The organism is Candidatus Methylomirabilota bacterium, from assembly GCA_036005065.1.
GTDB lineage: Bacteria > Methylomirabilota > Methylomirabilia > Rokubacteriales > DASRDR01 > DASYQW01.
Genome location: DASYQW010000219.1, coordinates 1 through 14,212, shown reverse-complemented (window position 1 = coordinate 14,212; position 14,212 = coordinate 1). Strand labels below are relative to the sequence as shown.

Below are 14,212 nucleotides of genomic sequence, written 5' to 3'. Positions count from 1 at the left end.
GGCACCACGACGAGCATGCGAATGGACCGGTTCACGAGGCCGCTGCTCGCGCGATACGGGGTGCGCGCGGTGATCGGCAAGGGCGGGCTCTCGGCCGAGAGCCTGGCCGCGTTTCGGGAGCATGGGGGCGCGTACCTCGCCATCACCGGGGGCGCCGCAGCGCTCGAGACCGTGCAGATCGAGGCGATCGAGGGCGTATGGTGGGAGGACCTGATGCCCGAGTGCCTCTGGCGCTTTCGCGTGCGCGAGCTCGGTCCGCTCATCGTGGCCATGGACGCCCACGGAGGCGACCTCTACGCCGAGGTCCTGTCCGACGCCAAGGCCCGTCTGGCCCGGATCTACGCCAAGCTCGGCCTGTAATCCTCAGGTCCCGCCCGGTGCCGGCGCCGGGGTCGGCACCCGACTTGCGGCGCCCAGCCGACAGAACCGTACACTGGAGGTGGAGGGTCGATGAACACGCTTGGCGAGTACCGCAAGAGGCGTCGCTTCGCGAAGACGCCCGAGCCCGCCCCGGCCCGGAAGACGTCCCGATCCGGCCGGCTCTTCGTCGTCCAGAAGCATCGGGCGAGCCATCTGCACTACGACTTCCGCCTCGAGGTCGGCGGCGTGCTGAAGTCCTGGGCGGTGCCCAAGGGACCCTCGCTCGACCCGGCCGTCAAGCGGTTCGCGGCGGCCGTCGAGGACCATCCGCTCGACTACGCCGACTTCGAAGGGGTGATTCCCGAGGGCGAGTATGGCGGCGGCACCGTCATGGTGTGGGACCACGGGACGTATGTCCCGGAGAGCGGCGCGGACGTCGCCGCGGCCCTCGGCAAGGGGCAGCTCAAGTTCACCCTCAGAGGCCGGAAGCTCAAAGGCTCCTGGGCCCTGGTCCGGTTCCGGGGACGCAACTGGCTCCTGATCAAGCATCGCGACCGCTACGCCTCGACCAAGGACATCACCGTGTCGGCCCCGCACTCGGTCGTGAGCGGGCGGTCCCTCGCTCAGATCGCGGCTGACGAGGGCGGCGACGTGGCGAAGGCTGCGACCGGCGATCCCCCGAAGGTCGCTCGCCGCCGGTGAAGGGGCTGATCCGGCCCATGCTGGCGACGCTGGTGCCCGAGCCGTTTCATCGACCGGGCTGGGTATACGAGGAGAAGTATGACGGCGATCGCGCCATCGCGTATCGTCGCCGTCGGCAGGTCCGCCTCTTCTCGCGCAACCTCAAGGACATCACGGCGGACTTCGCCGAGATCGCCGAAGCCCTGGGTGCCCTCCCCGGCGGCGACCTCGTGCTCGACGGCGAGATCGTCGCTTTCGATCGCCACGACGTCTCGCGGTTCCAGCTCCTCCAGCGCCGGGCGATGGGCGAGCCGATCCGCCCGGTCTTCGCCATCTTCGATTGCCTCGAGCGCGACGGGCAGGACCTGATCCCGACGCCCCTGTCGGCTCGCCGCCACGCGCTGGAGACGGTCGTCCGGCAGGCCCGGGGTGTGCTGATGCGGTCGCGGCGCATAGGACCCAACGGGCTCGCCGCCTACCGGGTGGCCCAGAAGAGGGGCTGGGAGGGGATCATCGCCAAGGACGAGGCGGCCCCCTACGAGCCCGGGCGCCGCTCGCGGAGCTGGCTCAAGGTGAAGTGCCGCAAGGAGGCGGAGTTCGTGATCGGCGGCTTCACGGCCCCCACCGGGCAGCGCTCGCACTTCGGCGCCCTGCTCGTCGGCCTCTACGAGGGCGCGCATCTCCGGTTCGTCGGCAAGGTGGGGACAGGATTCTCCGCCGCGACGCTGGCCGACCTCGGTGCCAGGATGAAGGCGCTGCGGACGGAGCGGTCGCCATTCGATCCGCCCCCGCGCGAGGCCGGAGTGACGTGGATCCGTCCCGAGCTCGTCGCTCAGCTCGCCTTCGCCGAGTGGACGGCCGACGGGAAGCTGCGCCAGCCGGCCTTCCTCGGCCTGCGCCAGGACAAGGACCCGCGCGAGCTCACCTGGAGGGCGCGTGAGCCCTGAGCGCCGCCGCTCGCCGAGCCGGCGGGCGGCGCCCGCGGCGGCGGGCGGCGCGGCGGTGCGGGTCGCCGGCGTCACCGTGACCCATCCCGACAAGGTGTGGTGGCCGGAGGAGCGCATCACCAAGCTCGAGGTCGTGCGGTTCTACGCCGCCATCGCCTCCCGGCTTCTTCCGTGGATCGACGACCGGCCGCTCGCCGCCGAGCGCTGCCCGGAAGGCATGCGGGGCGAGTGCTTCTTCCAGAAGAACTTCGCCGACGGCCTGCCGGCCGGCGTGCGAACCGCGCCGCTCGCCGCCGCCAGCGCCGGCCGGACGGTCAATTACGTGGTCGGAGGATCGATCAAGACCCTCCTCGCGCTGGTCAATCTCGGCTGCATCGCCGTCCACGTCATGAACTGCCGGACCGGATCCCGGGAACGGCCGGACTGGATCGCGTTCGACCTCGATCCCGGCTCGGGACGGTTCGCGGATGCGGCGAAGGCCGGCCGGCTGCTGCGGGAGATCATCGAGGAGCACGGGCTCTCCTCCTACCCCAAGACCTCGGGCGGCCGCGGCTTGCACGTCCTGGTGCCGCTGCGGCGGGGTCCCACGCAGGACGCGGTCCGCGCCTTCGCGCAGGCGGTCGGCCGCTCACTCGCCGAGCGCGCGCCGGAGCTCGTGACCGTGGAGATGTCGAAGGCGAAGCGACGCGGGCGCGTCTTTGCCGACGCCCTTCGCAACGCGTTCGGCCAGACCATCGTGGCGCCCTACTCGGTGCGCCGACGCCCGAAGGCCCCCGTCTCCACCCCGCTGGCCTGGGACGAGGTGGACCCGAGGCTCGATCCCGCCCGCTACAACATCCGGACCTTCGAGTCGCGGCTCGCCGGCCCGGACCCCTGGGCCGACCTCTGGAAGCACCGCCAGGCGCTGCCCGAGCTCCGGGCGGACACGCGGCGCCGGTGACCGCCCGCAGGCGCCCCGGGGCCGGCGCGGCCGACGTCGCGACCGGGGCCCTGCCGGCCGAGAGCCTCGCCGCGGCCTTCCCCGTCCTCGCCCTTCCGGTCAGGCCCCCGGCGGCGCCGATGGAGGCCAAGTCCGTGACGAGCCTGCCCGCCGGGGAAGGCTGGCTCTACGAGCCCAAGTGGGACGGCTTCCGCTGTCTGGCCTTCCGCGACGGCGACGAGGTCGTGCTCCAGTCGAAGAGCGCTCAGCCGCTCAGCCGTTACTTCCCGGAGCTCGTTCAGGCCCTCGGACGGCTCACCGCGGCGCGCTTCGTCCTCGACGGCGAGATCGTGATTCCCGTGGAAGGGTACCTCTCCTTCGACGCCCTGCTCCAGCGGATCCACCCCGCCGAGAGCCGGGTCCGGAAGCTCGCCCGCGAGACCCCGGCCGTCTTCCTCGCGTTCGATCTGCTGGTCGACCGCGAGGGCCGCGCCGTGACCCAGCTCCCCCTGGCTCAGCGGCGAGAGCAGCTCGAGCGCTTCTTCGCGGACGTGCCCGGGGAGGGCACGGTGCGTCTCTCACCGGCGACCCGCGACCGTCGACTGGCGGAGCGCTGGATGCGGGAGTTCGGCGCGAGCGGGCTCGACGGGATCGTGGCCAAGCGGCTCGAGGCGCCCTACCGCCCGGGCGATCGCACCGCGATGCAGAAGGTCAAGCGCTTGCGGACGGCGGATTGCGTGGTGGGCGGCTTCCGGTACGCGGCCGGCGGGGCCATCGGCTCCCTGCTCCTCGGCCTCTACAATGAAGCGGGCCTCCTCGATCACGTCGGCTTCGCGTCGAGCTTCACCGCGGAGGAGCGGCAGACCCTCAAGCCTATCGTGGAGCCGCTGGTGGAGCCCCCCGGCTTCACCGGGCACGCCCCGGGCGGCCCCAGCCGCTGGAGCCGCGGACGCTCCGCCGAGTGGCAGCCGCTGCGCCCCGCGCTCGTGTGCGAGGTGCGCTACGACCACTTCTCCGAGGACCGGTTTCGCCACGGGACGAAGTTCCTGCGCTGGCGCCCGGACAAGGCGCCCTCCCTGTGCACGTTCGAGCAGGTACGCCCGCCCCGGTCGCGCCGGGGGTCGACGCTCTCGGGTCTTCTCGACCCTGGGCGTGCGTGACCCCCTGACCGGGCCTGCTCGACCCCGGATCACGGGGCCGGGCGCCAGGGCGCTACCGGCCGGCGCCACGCGGCAGGTGCCGATCTACGCCGCGGGCCGGGGAGGGGCCGGGAGCTCCAGCAGATAGAAGGGCGACCGGTCGGGAAACGTGTCCAGCAGGAGCGGGATCGCGACGTTGTAGACCGGGACGTCGGCGCGCGTCCGGCCCTCGAGGCGGCCGTGGTGCGCGTGGCCGTGGAAGACCACGGCGACCGGGTAGTTGGTCAGAGGCTCCTCGAGTCGGCTCGACCCCAGGAACGGCCTGATCTCGGGCGGCTCGCCCTCGACCGTTTGCTGGATCGGCGCGTAGTGGAGGAGAGCCACGCGGTGCGGCGTGCGGAGCCGAGCCAGGGCGGACTCGAGCTTGAGGGCTTCGTCGACGGCTTCGTGGACGAAGCGCTTGATGATCTCCTCGCCCCACGGCTGGAGCGCGCGCTCGCCGAAGCCGCCCCCGAACCCCTTGATCCCGGCGAAGCCGATCCCGGCGATCTCGCAGGCGTCCCCGTCCAGGACGTTGGCGCCGATGTCGACGAGGATCTGACGGATCTCGCCCTCGCGCCCGGACTCGTACTCGTGGTTGCCGAGGACGGCGACGATGGGGATCCGCAGGGAGGCGCTCAGCTCCTTGGCGAGGGTCCGGGCCTCCTCCGGCAGGCCGTGGTTGGTGAGGTCGCCGCACACCACGAGGACATCCGCCTTCTCGCTCGCCTCCACGAACAGGCGCCGGAGCGCCTCGGGGGCGGTCGTGCCGCAGTGGATGTCGGCCATCGCGGCCAGCCGGACGGTGTCCTTAACGGCCGTCATGGGGCTCGGAGGCTGCTCGGGGTTCCTCGATCGCCGCCGTCCACCGCGCGATGGCCTCGTCCGTCATCTTGCCCCGCGGCAGCCGCCGCGCATCCAGATACCCCTCGCGCTCGAGGTCATCGAGATACTGGGCCCGCGAGAGCAGTGTCCCCTGGCAGAGCCGGTCGCAGGGGGAGGCAGTGTCGAGCTCGTCTCGGAGTCGGCCGAGGAGCTCCTGCATGACCTCCGCAGGGATCAAGGTCCGCTCGGCGGGATAGACGAAGCCGAACAAGATGAGGTGGCTGAGCAGCACGCGCCAGTGGTCCTGGAACCGGCGGAGCAGACGTGGCCAGTCGAGACCGGAGGCCCGCGCGCGCAGGATGTGCGCGACATCGGCTCCGTCGAAGCGCTCGCGCTCCATGACGAACGCCTTCGACCACAGCATCTCTTCCGCGGGACAGAGCAGCACGGGGAGCCCGAGCACCTCGTCCTCGATACTGTACTCGAACCAGGTGTCGTCGACCTCGGCGACGCCGTTGCCCGAGCTGAAGATCACGTCGATGAAGTCCTCGCCCTCGTACGCCTTGCCGAGCCAGTGGGAGAAGGTCAGCTCGGTTTGGTACCCTGCCCGGGCGAGCGTGTCCAGGGCGCGCACGACATCCCGGCGGTGCAGGAAGACGTCGAAGTCCTTCGTGTGCCGCACGATCCCCGTATAGCGGGCGAAGGCATACGCCCCGCCGACGAGGAAGGGTATCCGCGCGTCCCTGAGCGCCGCCAGGGCGCGACAGTAGATCGCGCGGGTGCAGGGATCGAGCTCGGCGTAGCCCGCCGTCGGCCGGGGTCGATTCATGGCGCTTCGGGGTTGCCCTGCGGGGGGCGGCCGCCGGCTCTAGGCGGCCTTCCGGCGGCGGGCGCTGCCCCGAGCCTGCCGGGCCTGCCGGGCAAGCGCCGGGCGCGAGGCCGCCTGACGCCCCTCGCGCTTGAGCGCGCGCATCGTGGCCCGCGAGCGGCGCGCCGACGGCGTCCGCCCGCCTCGGCCCTGGCCGGCTTCGTAGTCGCGCTGCGCGCTCCGACGCGTCTTTGCCGATACGCGGCCCTTTTCCGGAGGGGGAAGGTCCACACCCGCTCGCCGAGCCTTGGAAAGGCCGATGGCAATCGCCTGTTTGGTCGATCGAGCCCCGTGCTTGCCCTCCCGGACGTGCTGGATCTCCTCGTGGACGAATTCCCCGGCCTGCGTGGTCGGGGCCTTGCCCTCACGCCGGGCCTGCCGGGCCCGCCGGACCGTCTTCTCCTCAGGCATAGCTCACCTCGTGATCCCTTCTGAGTCCGTCATCCGGTTCAAGAACCGTGCCGACCCGGCGCCGGGCTTCCGGTGCCACGAACTCGATGAGGCGGCGGGCGTGCCGGACGGCGAAGGCATTAACGAAGCCTGGCGGCACCGTGTCTCGCCAGGCCCGAAACGTGTCGGCCGCGGGCAGGCGGTCGAAGGGTTGTTCAGCTCAACCGTCCGGAAGTGCCGGGCGTAGAACGATAGCCACCGGCGCGCGGGCAGGTCTCGGGGATGGAACCGCTGGCGCCAGTGCCGGTAGACGTAGCCGCTGGCGCCGATGAACGCTCGTCCCGACATGTCACCCGCGCTGGGCTCCGACGGGGGCGTCCCGCCGCCTGAGCACCGCGAGCGAGGCGACGAGCACCAGGACCATCAGGGTCAGGAGCCCGAGCTCGAGAACGGCGCTCCGGAAGGCGGCCTCGCCCATTTCCAGGAGCTTCCCGAACTCGGCGGTGAGCACGAGGAGCCGCCGGATGGCGGCGATGAGGCCCACGATGAGGAAGGGCTCCGGAACGAGTGTGTGTTCCCGGAAGGAAACCTGGACCGTATAGAGGATCTCCACGATCATCACGATGAGGAGGATGCGGTCGAGCAGCGCGACGACGCGGCCGGGAAGATCACCCCCCAGGATGGCCCGGCCGAACGCGAACGCCCCGTCGGCCAGCAAGGCCACGGCGCTGGCTGCCAGCAGCATGCCCAGCCCGATGTAGACGATGTCCTCGATCCGGGTAAATCCACCGGACACCCATTCCCGCATCCGGCTCCAGAGGGTGGCGTCGGGCTCTGAGCCGCCGTCGATCCGGCCGACGATCTTGCCCATCTTGCCGCGTTCCGGCATCGCTCACTCTCCTCCTATAGGTGCGCGTAGGCGGTTGACGGGTCGCCCGGGACGAGGTCTGGACAGAGCGGGGGCTGGGAGACCACCATATGCAATCTAGCAGCCGAGCCTGATCGGATCTCTTCCCTCGGTATTTTCCTTGCATACCCTCCCGGTCACCTGCCGGCCAGGACGCCGCCGGCGGTAGGAGGAGCACTCCCATGGCGCGATGCGAGGTATGCGGAAACGAGTACGACAAGACGATCGAGATCAATGCTCGGGGCCGGCGCCACGTCTTCGACTGCTTCGAATGCGCGATCCATGCGCTGGCGCCCACCTGCGACCACTGCGGCTGTCGGATCATCGGCCACGGCGTGGAGAACGACAGCAAGATGTTCTGCTGCGCCAACTGTGCCCGCGAGGCGGGTGTTCGCCAGGTCCGCGCCTGATCTCTCTCACCAGGGGAGGGGTGTAAGGTTTCAAACCTAGGGCCCTGACTCTAGTGTCAACCCTGAGGCTTTCAAGTTGCTCGTGCCCCGTCGGCGGCGATATTTCCCGGCACCCTAACTCGGCACGGTCTATGCATGGCGGACGGCAGTCGCACCAAAGGAGGGCTGCATGAAGACCAAGGAGAAGCTGGACCGGCGGGTTGTGAAGGAGATCGAGCAGTTCTTGAAGGAACGGCACGCGCAGCTCAAGGAGTCCGTGCGAAGCGTCGTCACCAGGCGGCGGACCCAGGAGCCCGGCCGCACGGCCGACATCACGGCCTGGGCCACCGAGACTCTGGAAGACGAGATCCAGGTCGCCCTCATGGACCGCCAGGGCCGCCAGGTTGCCCAGATCGAGGCGGCGCTCGAGCGGCTCACCCGGGGCGAGTACGGGATCTGCCATGACTGCGAGGACTTCATCGGACTCGCGCGGCTCAGGGCCCTCCCGTTTGCCCAGCGCTGCAGCGCCTGCCAGGCGCGCGCCGAGATCAGCGCGCGCCGTAACGGCTCGCGTCGGGTCGAGACGGCGGAAGCGGCCTGAGGGACCGTCCAGCTCTCATTTGCCACTCCTTCCGGTAATGGGGGTGTGGCGGGCCCGGCCGCTCGCCACACCCCGGATCTGGGCGAGCCAGGGTGCTCGCGCCCTGGCGGTCATACCTGCCCGCTCCGCGGTCGGATGGTCCGCTCCGATCGACTTCGGTTAGCCGGAGGCCTCGCGGCTCGACGACTGTGCCGCGTCCCGGGGTAGTCGTCCCGTCTCGATCAGGGTCTTCATCCGAGCGAGATCGGCATCGAGCTCGCTCTTGGCGTCCGCTCCGAACAACGCCGCCACCGCGTGCCCGAGCGCGCCGGCCGGCGGCGCGTAGGACATCTGGATATCCACCCGAGTGCCGCCGAACCGGTTCGTCCGGAATTGCACGCGCCCGGCATGTTCGACCGTGGAGCCGGGCGCTGTCTCCCAGGCGAGTACCTGGTTGGGGACGAGGTCCGTGATGACGGCCTCCCACTCGACCGGCACCCCCGCCGGTCCGGCGACAGTCCAGCGCGACCGCCCGTCGTCGAGGTCCTGCACCTTGCGAACGTTGGACATGAACTGCGGAAAGCTCGCGAGGTCAGTCCAGAACTCGTAAACCACCTCGACCGGGGCGTCGATGTTCACGGTCTTGCGGATGTCGATGGCCCGTCGCCCCGTGCCGATTCCCAGGAGCCGCCGGAATTCGAGGTTGGTGGCCCCCCGGGCCAGCAGGGCCAGGCCCGCCGCCCCCGTCGCCGCACCGACGACGCCGCCCGATCGAGCCGCGATCGCGGCGAGTGTGATGCCCGCCGCCCCCGCCGCCAGTCGCGACGTCGGTGACCAGCAGGTCTGCATCAAGCCGGACCGCACGTGGCGCGGCGCGCCACCCTGGAGGCCCGGGACGTCGTCCCCTCGCTCGTGGACGTCGAAGCGATGCTCGACATTGCGTACGCCGGGCACCGCCCGCACGCGCGAGAGCACGCGGTCGACTTCGGCCGCCAGGATCGGGCCATTGAGGGTGACCGAGCCGTCCTGGACCCAGGCGACGATCGACCGGGGATGAGAGCAAGCCCGACCGAGCTGTGCCCGCACCCGCTCGGCGAGTACGCGGTCGTCGACCGGCCCGCCGGCGAATCGCGACCGGGTCGAGGCGGCCACGCCGAGAGCCCGGTTGCGGAGATCGCGCGCCGTGACCTCCGCCGCATCGGCGGCCTTGTGGGCGGTCCGGACGAGCTTGTCACGGATCAGTGCCCGCCGTCGGTTGCCACCCTGGGGGTCGAAAAGGTACATCGTTCCGGCTCCGAGGCCGAGCGCCGTCAGCCATGTCATTCGAGTCTTCATGAGCGAACCTCCTGAAATCGCGATGCCTCGGTCGGATCTGTCGAGCAATCGCCGTACCAGGCCGGATATCCCGGTAAACCGGCCGTGGGATTGCACGCCATCCAGCACGGACCGACGGCCCGATCGCCCACCGAGGAGGACACGATGCTGAAGGACGCCACGTACAACCTGATGGAGACGGCCTCCGTCATCTCCAAGGGGCTCCACCGCTACGACACCTTCCAGAAAGACGCCAAAGATTGCCAGCACTGCCAGCAGCTCTGGAACCAGATGAAGCAGGCGGACGAAGACCAGCTCCAGCGGATCGTGCGGCACATGGCCCAGCACCTCGAGCAGGAGCCGGCCCTCAAGAAGGCGGCGGCCTGACCGCAATTCCTCAAACGCGGCCGGTCCGATCGGGGCCGGCCTCACGCCGAGCCCGGCACTGCCGGGCTCGCGCCGTCTCCGGAGGGCCGTCGAGGCCCCCTCCCACGATCTAGACGGGCAGGAGGCTCAGGACGAGCCAGCCGACGAGGAGTGTCACCAGGGTGAGCGGGACCCCGACGCGGGAGTACTCGAGGAAGTGGAGCTCGACCCGGGCGCCGCGGGCCACCTCGACCACGATCAGGTTTGCCACGGAGCCGAAGAGCGTCAGGTTTCCCGCCAGCGTGGAGGCCATGGCCAGGATGAGCCAGCCTCGCGCAGGCTCCGCGAACGTGGGAATGATCGACTTGAAGAGCAGCACCGCCGGGACATTCGAGACGAGATTCGAGAGCACGGCGCTCACGGCGGTGAGCATCGCGGGGTGGTGGAGGTGGGCGGCGGCCGTCCATCGGAAGAGCTCCCCGGTGAGGCCGGTGGCTTCCAGGCCCCCGATCAGGACGAAGAGCCCGGTGAAGAGCACCAGGAGCTCCCAGTTGATCTCGCGGTAGACCTTGGCCGGCTTGACTCGCCGCGTGAGGAGTGTGTAGGCCGCGCCGCCCAGCGCCACCAGCGCGACCGGGACGCCCGCGAGGAAGGCCACCAGCATGACGAGGACGCCGAGGACGGTCTTGATCATGAGCGGGTAGTGGACGGCGAAGTGGGTCTCGATCTGGCCGGGCTCGATGACGGCGCCAAGCTGGCTGCGGTAGACCAGCCACACGATGCCGAACACGCAGACGAGGCCGATGAGCGCCACCGGCGCCTCCCGGAAGAGGAAGCTCCGGTAGCTCAGTCCCGAGAAGCTGCCCACCAGCATGTTCTGGGGGTTGCCCGTCAGCGTTGCCACGCTGCCCACGTTGGCGGCCGTCGCCAGGGCGATGAGGTAGGGGACTGGCGGCAGGCGGAGCTGCCGGGTGATCCTCAGAACGAGCGGGGCCAGGACCAGGCAGATCACGTCGTTCACGAACACCGCGGACAGCACCCCGGCGGCGCCGATCAGCGCCGCCAGCAGCCCGGCCGGTGTCCGGGCCCGCCGGACCGCCCACAGGGTCACCAGGTGGAAGAACCCGGAGAGCCGGAGGTAAGCCGAGACGATCATCATCCCGAAGAGAAGGGCGAGCGTGTGCGCGTCGACCGAGGCGACCGCGCGATCCCACGGGACCACGCCGGTGACCACCACGACGGCGGCCCCGATGATGGCGACGCCGGTCCGGTCGACCCGGAGGCCGGGAACACGCCCGATCGTCAGGCCGATATAGGTCCAGATCAAGGCGGCCAGCGCGATCACGCGGGTCAACGCGATGTCGGGCACGAGCGTGCAGTGTACACCCAGGTAGTCGCGACCGACGTGGCGCATCGGCTCAGCCGCCTCACGCTTCACCGGTCAGCGCAGCCGGCCGAGAGGACCCGGCCCGCTTGACAGGGCCAGCCTCATCTGGGACAGTCGGGAGACAGTCGCCTCGGAGCCGACCGTGGACCTCCATCGCCGCGCGATTCAGATCGTGCACGCCCGACTCGGCCTCGTCTCGAACAACGGGGCCTTGATCACCCGCTCGGAGTATTTCGAGGACCGGGTGCCCCAGTCGCTCCTCACCGATTATCACCGCGTGGCCGTGGTCCCGTGGGAGAGCGGCGGCCGGGCCGTCGACGCGGAGCTTCGCATCCTCGACGTGCGCGATCTTGCCCCCGAGGTCGTCTTCGCCGCCGACCGGGTGGTGGCGGTCGGGGACTGGACGGGGCTGGAGGCGACCTGCTCGGATCGCCGCTACACTCTCTTCGGCAACCTGGGGCTCCTCTTCCGCTACGCGATCGTGGCCCTCGAGCGCTACCACGAGACATGGTCCTTCCACGCCAGCGCCATGGTCGACGACAAGGGCGATCTCTGGCTCATTCCCGGTGGCGCCGGGGCCGGCAAGACCGTCTTCCTGCTGGAGGGCCTGACCCGAGGCTGGACCATCTTCTCCACCGAGATGACGCATGTCCGCCTCACCGGCGGAGGGTACGAGGTCTACAAGGGTTCGCTCTTCGACAACATCCGCCTCGGCACCCTCCTCTACGACTTCCCGGGTGTGATCGACCGCCTCGGACTCACGCTGCCGGCATCGATGGACCCGTGGGGCACCAAGATCGCGCTCGACCTCGGGCACGTCCAGACCCCGGCCGACGTGCTGGTGAGCCCATCCCTCCGGATCGTGAGCCCCAGGGTGGAGTCGGGCCGGGAGCGGGCCATCGTCGGGCGGCTCGATCGGCGGGAGAAGGTGGTGAAGCTCCTCTTCGACAACGCGACCGAGAAGCACGGCAACACGGTGCTGCTGTACGACCGGCTCCCGCTTCCGTCCCTGGACACCCCGGAGCTGATGGCGCGCCGCCTGGCGGCCATGGGCGGCCTCGTCGACCGGGCGACCATCAAGGGCGCCTGGACGACCCTCTGCGGCGCCCGCAACTGCATGGAGGGCCTCCTCGATGCCTGAACCACCGTCGCGTCCGGCCTGGCAAGGCGTGATCGAGCTTCCGGTCCGCGAGCGCCTGCCGAAGCCCCGGGACAGCGGCTGGACGATGGTGATCGACAAAGGGCTCGGCCTCCATGCCATCGACGACCTCATGCAGGTGGCGGCGCCCTCGATCGACGTCGTCAAGCTCACCTTCGGCACCTCGGCGTTCTTCGCCTACGACGTGCTCAAGGAGAAGGTCCGCACCATCACCGCCCACGGGGTGGCCTGCATGCCGGGCGGCACGTTCCAGGAGGTCGCGATCTGGCAGCAAAGCTTCGACCGCTACCTGGATCGCGCGCGCGAGCTCGGGTTCAACGCCCTCGAGGTCTCGGACGGCACCATCGAGATGGATCCGCGGACGCGGGCCGAGGCGATCGGGAAGGCGGTGAAGGCGGGCCTTCGGGTCCTGTCCGAGGTCGGCAAGAAGGACCCGAACGACGCCCAGCCGATGGCCGTCCTCGCCGAGCAGGTGAACGCGGACCTCGATTGCGGGGCCTTCATGGTCATCATGGAGGCCCGCGAGGCCGGCAAGGGCGTCGGGATCTACGACGCCTCGGGTCTCCCCAAGGAGGCCGAGATCGACGCCTTTCTCGGGGGTGTCAAGGACCCGGGCCGCATCCTCTGGGAGGCGCCGCTCGGGCCCCAGCAGCGCTACCTCGTCCTCCGCTTCGGGCCCAACGTGAATCTCGGGAACATCCCGCCCGAGGACATCCTGGCTCTCGAGGCCTTGCGCTCGGGGCTCCGGGGCGACACGCTCAAGCGCGCCTGGCTCGCGAACCGAGAGTTCCACCGCCCTTGACGCCCCGGTTGGACATCCTCGGGCACCTGCCCTCCATAAAGGAAACCAAGGATATGGAAGTCTTCGAGGCCGTCCGCACGATCCTGGCCGTGCGAGGCTACCAGGAGAAGCCCGTGCCGGAGGCGACGCTCCGTCGGATCGTCGAGGCCGGGCGCCTGACGGGGAGTGCCATGAACATGCAGCCCTGGCACTTCATCGCGGTCCAGGACCGGGAGACGCTGCGCCGGCTCGGGGGCCTGGCACAAACCGGGCCGTACGTCGCTCAGGCGTCGCTGGCGATCGTGGTGGCGGTCGACAGGACCCGGTTCTCCGTCTCCGATGCGAGCCGCGCGATCCAGTCGATGCTGCTGACGGCGTGGGCCGACGGGGTAGGCTCCAACTGGGTCGGCTTCGGTGGGCTGGAGGGGGTCAAGGCTCTCCTCAGCATCCCGGCCGAGCTGGATGTCGTGGCGATCGTTCCGTTCGGCTACCCGGTTGGAGCCACCGGACGAGGCAAGAAGCAGCGCAAACCGCTGCGAGCCGTTGCCCACCGCGAACGGTACGGCCAGCCTTTCGAGTAGGACTCCGCCCGGTAGCCCCGGCCGCTGGACTTCGCGATGCCGACCGTGCAGGTGTCGCCGCGCGCCGCAGGCCGCGAGTGCCGGGCGCGGGCGCGCTACGGCCTGTCCGCGAGCTGCCCGGTGATCGTGACCTTGACGGTGGCCGTCCCGGTACTTGCGGTTCGCTGGACGTTGACGCCGATCTGCTCGTTGGAGTCGGCATAGGCGATGATCGGCTGGCTGGCGGTCAGAACGTCCAGGCCTCCCAGCACGGCCTGGAACGCCATCATGAGAAAGTGGTTCCTCGCGCTCGGCTCCCCGCTGAGCCGGGTGTTGAGCGTCACCCGGAGCCGCTGACCCGTCGGCATGCGGGCTTCGGCCGACACATGCTGGATGACCAGGCGCTTTCCGGACGGCACGGTGCCGAAGGGAAACAGCCCGGTCCTGTCCGCTTGCTGGCTGTTGAGGGTGACGGTGGCGACCGCCTGGAGGGAGCCGGCCACGTCGACGACGTAAGGTCCGTACGCCTGACCGACGACCGGTGTCGGCCCCAGGAGTGACAGGGCGAGTCCCGAGATCACCAGGCTGGCAGCCGACAGCA

Annotated in this window: 18 protein-coding genes; 11 read left to right on the top strand and 7 right to left on the bottom strand. The window is 70.1% G+C overall.

Annotation, left to right across the window (positions count from 1 at the left end):
• The 5 genes from VGW35_16135 to VGW35_16115 all read left to right on the top strand — a co-directional run.
• Positions 1-360 (top strand): fumarate hydratase C-terminal domain-containing protein (locus VGW35_16135; GenBank protein ID HEV8309189.1); only part of this gene is annotated, 360 nt, incomplete at its 5' end.
• Positions 361-450: 90 nt separating this feature from the next.
• Positions 451-1,062 carry a DNA polymerase ligase N-terminal domain-containing protein gene (locus VGW35_16130; protein HEV8309188.1) on the top strand — a complete coding sequence of 204 codons (612 nt, stop codon included), beginning with the start codon at positions 451-453 and terminating at the stop codon, positions 1,060-1,062.
• Positions 1,059-1,988, top strand: a complete 930-nt coding sequence (gene ligD / locus VGW35_16125; protein HEV8309187.1) for a non-homologous end-joining DNA ligase — start codon at positions 1,059-1,061, stop codon at positions 1,986-1,988. The genes VGW35_16130 and ligD (VGW35_16125) overlap by 4 nt, the downstream gene beginning before the upstream one ends.
• Positions 1,978-2,928 (top strand): non-homologous end-joining DNA ligase, encoded by a 951-nt coding sequence (gene ligD / locus VGW35_16120; protein HEV8309186.1) that lies wholly within the window; start codon positions 1,978-1,980, stop codon positions 2,926-2,928. The genes ligD (VGW35_16125) and ligD (VGW35_16120) overlap by 11 nt, the downstream gene beginning before the upstream one ends.
• Positions 2,925-4,067, top strand: coding sequence for an ATP-dependent DNA ligase (locus VGW35_16115; GenBank protein HEV8309185.1), 1,143 nt, complete (start codon positions 2,925-2,927; stop codon positions 4,065-4,067). The genes ligD (VGW35_16120) and VGW35_16115 overlap by 4 nt, the downstream gene beginning before the upstream one ends.
• A gap of 84 nt (positions 4,068-4,151) precedes the next feature.
• Here VGW35_16115 and VGW35_16110 read toward each other — a convergent pair whose 3' ends face one another.
• The 4 genes from VGW35_16110 to VGW35_16095 all read right to left on the bottom strand — a co-directional run bounded on the left by VGW35_16110 (position 4,152) and on the right by VGW35_16095 (position 7,057).
• Complete coding sequence (locus tag VGW35_16110) at positions 4,152-4,910, bottom strand: metallophosphoesterase (protein ID HEV8309184.1); 759 nt, start codon at positions 4,908-4,910, stop codon at positions 4,152-4,154.
• Positions 4,897-5,739: a hypothetical protein gene (locus tag VGW35_16105; GenBank protein ID HEV8309183.1), complete on the bottom strand. Its 843-nt coding sequence runs from the start codon at positions 5,737-5,739 to the stop codon at positions 4,897-4,899. The genes VGW35_16110 and VGW35_16105 overlap by 14 nt, the downstream gene beginning before the upstream one ends.
• 39 nt (positions 5,740-5,778) lie before the next feature.
• Positions 5,779-6,189, bottom strand: a complete 411-nt coding sequence (locus VGW35_16100; GenBank protein HEV8309182.1) for a DUF6496 domain-containing protein — start codon at positions 6,187-6,189, stop codon at positions 5,779-5,781.
• A 328-nt stretch (positions 6,190-6,517) separates the two neighbouring features.
• Positions 6,518-7,057 (bottom strand): phosphate-starvation-inducible PsiE family protein, encoded by a 540-nt coding sequence (locus VGW35_16095; GenBank protein HEV8309181.1) that lies wholly within the window; start codon positions 7,055-7,057, stop codon positions 6,518-6,520.
• A gap of 200 nt (positions 7,058-7,257) precedes the next feature.
• Here VGW35_16095 and VGW35_16090 point away from each other — a divergent pair, with 200 nt between their 5' ends.
• Both VGW35_16090 and VGW35_16085 read left to right on the top strand, forming a co-directional pair.
• Positions 7,258-7,485 (top strand): hypothetical protein, encoded by a 228-nt coding sequence (locus VGW35_16090; GenBank protein HEV8309180.1) that lies wholly within the window; start codon positions 7,258-7,260, stop codon positions 7,483-7,485.
• Between the two features lie 169 nt (positions 7,486-7,654).
• Entirely contained in the window at positions 7,655-8,065 is a 411-nt protein-coding gene (locus VGW35_16085) for a TraR/DksA family transcriptional regulator (GenBank protein ID HEV8309179.1), read from the top strand.
• Between the two features lie 159 nt (positions 8,066-8,224).
• On the opposite strand, the gene VGW35_16080 is transcribed toward VGW35_16085, so the two are convergent.
• Positions 8,225-9,379, bottom strand: a complete 1,155-nt coding sequence (locus VGW35_16080; protein HEV8309178.1) for an SRPBCC family protein — start codon at positions 9,377-9,379, stop codon at positions 8,225-8,227.
• 144 nt (positions 9,380-9,523) lie between these two features.
• On the opposite strand from VGW35_16080, the gene VGW35_16075 reads away from it, so the two are divergent.
• On the top strand, positions 9,524-9,745 hold the full coding sequence (locus VGW35_16075) for a hypothetical protein (GenBank protein ID HEV8309177.1): 222 nt from the start codon (positions 9,524-9,526) through the stop codon (positions 9,743-9,745).
• A gap of 109 nt (positions 9,746-9,854) precedes the next feature.
• Here the strand turns inward: VGW35_16075 and VGW35_16070 are convergent, their stop codons facing one another.
• A complete protein-coding gene (locus VGW35_16070; GenBank protein HEV8309176.1) occupies positions 9,855-11,138 on the bottom strand; it encodes an anion transporter in 1,284 nt (427 codons plus the stop codon).
• 115 nt (positions 11,139-11,253) lie between these two features.
• On the opposite strand from VGW35_16070, the gene VGW35_16065 reads away from it, so the two are divergent.
• The 3 genes from VGW35_16065 to VGW35_16055 are packed head-to-tail and all read left to right on the top strand — an operon-like array spanning position 11,254 to position 13,632.
• Positions 11,254-12,252 (top strand): hypothetical protein, encoded by a 999-nt coding sequence (locus VGW35_16065; protein ID HEV8309175.1) that lies wholly within the window; start codon positions 11,254-11,256, stop codon positions 12,250-12,252.
• The gene (locus VGW35_16060) at positions 12,245-13,072 is read left to right on the top strand and encodes a phosphosulfolactate synthase (GenBank protein HEV8309174.1); all 828 of its coding nucleotides are present in this window, start codon (positions 12,245-12,247) and stop codon (positions 13,070-13,072) included. The genes VGW35_16065 and VGW35_16060 overlap by 8 nt, the downstream gene beginning before the upstream one ends.
• Positions 13,073-13,125: 53 nt before the next feature.
• Positions 13,126-13,632: a nitroreductase family protein gene (locus VGW35_16055; protein HEV8309173.1), complete on the top strand. Its 507-nt coding sequence runs from the start codon at positions 13,126-13,128 to the stop codon at positions 13,630-13,632.
• A gap of 95 nt (positions 13,633-13,727) precedes the next feature.
• On the opposite strand, the gene VGW35_16050 is transcribed toward VGW35_16055, so the two are convergent.
• The coding region (locus VGW35_16050; protein ID HEV8309172.1) for a hypothetical protein at positions 13,728-14,212 on the bottom strand (485 nt) is incomplete at its 5' end.

What these genes read in the sequence shown, in the direction of transcription:
- VGW35_16130 (HEV8309188.1), top strand. Translation starts at nt 451, where the DNA reads ATGAACACGCTTGGCGAGTACCGCAAGAGGCGTCGCTTCGCGAAGACG.
- VGW35_16110 (HEV8309184.1), bottom strand. Translation starts at nt 4,910, where the DNA reads ATGACGGCCGTTAAGGACACCGTCCGGCTGGCCGCGATGGCCGACATC.
- VGW35_16105 (HEV8309183.1), bottom strand. Translation starts at nt 5,739, where the DNA reads ATGAATCGACCCCGGCCGACGGCGGGCTACGCCGAGCTCGATCCCTGC.
- VGW35_16100 (HEV8309182.1), bottom strand. Translation starts at nt 6,189, where the DNA reads ATGCCTGAGGAGAAGACGGTCCGGCGGGCCCGGCAGGCCCGGCGTGAG.
- VGW35_16095 (HEV8309181.1), bottom strand. Translation starts at nt 7,057, where the DNA reads ATGCCGGAACGCGGCAAGATGGGCAAGATCGTCGGCCGGATCGACGGC.
- VGW35_16090 (HEV8309180.1), top strand. Translation starts at nt 7,258, where the DNA reads ATGGCGCGATGCGAGGTATGCGGAAACGAGTACGACAAGACGATCGAG.
- VGW35_16085 (HEV8309179.1), top strand. Translation starts at nt 7,655, where the DNA reads ATGAAGACCAAGGAGAAGCTGGACCGGCGGGTTGTGAAGGAGATCGAG.
- VGW35_16080 (HEV8309178.1), bottom strand. Translation starts at nt 9,379, where the DNA reads ATGAAGACTCGAATGACATGGCTGACGGCGCTCGGCCTCGGAGCCGGA.
- VGW35_16075 (HEV8309177.1), top strand. Translation starts at nt 9,524, where the DNA reads ATGCTGAAGGACGCCACGTACAACCTGATGGAGACGGCCTCCGTCATC.
- VGW35_16070 (HEV8309176.1), bottom strand. Translation starts at nt 11,138, where the DNA reads ATGCGCCACGTCGGTCGCGACTACCTGGGTGTACACTGCACGCTCGTG.
- VGW35_16060 (HEV8309174.1), top strand. Translation starts at nt 12,245, where the DNA reads ATGCCTGAACCACCGTCGCGTCCGGCCTGGCAAGGCGTGATCGAGCTT.
- VGW35_16055 (HEV8309173.1), top strand. Translation starts at nt 13,126, where the DNA reads ATGGAAGTCTTCGAGGCCGTCCGCACGATCCTGGCCGTGCGAGGCTAC.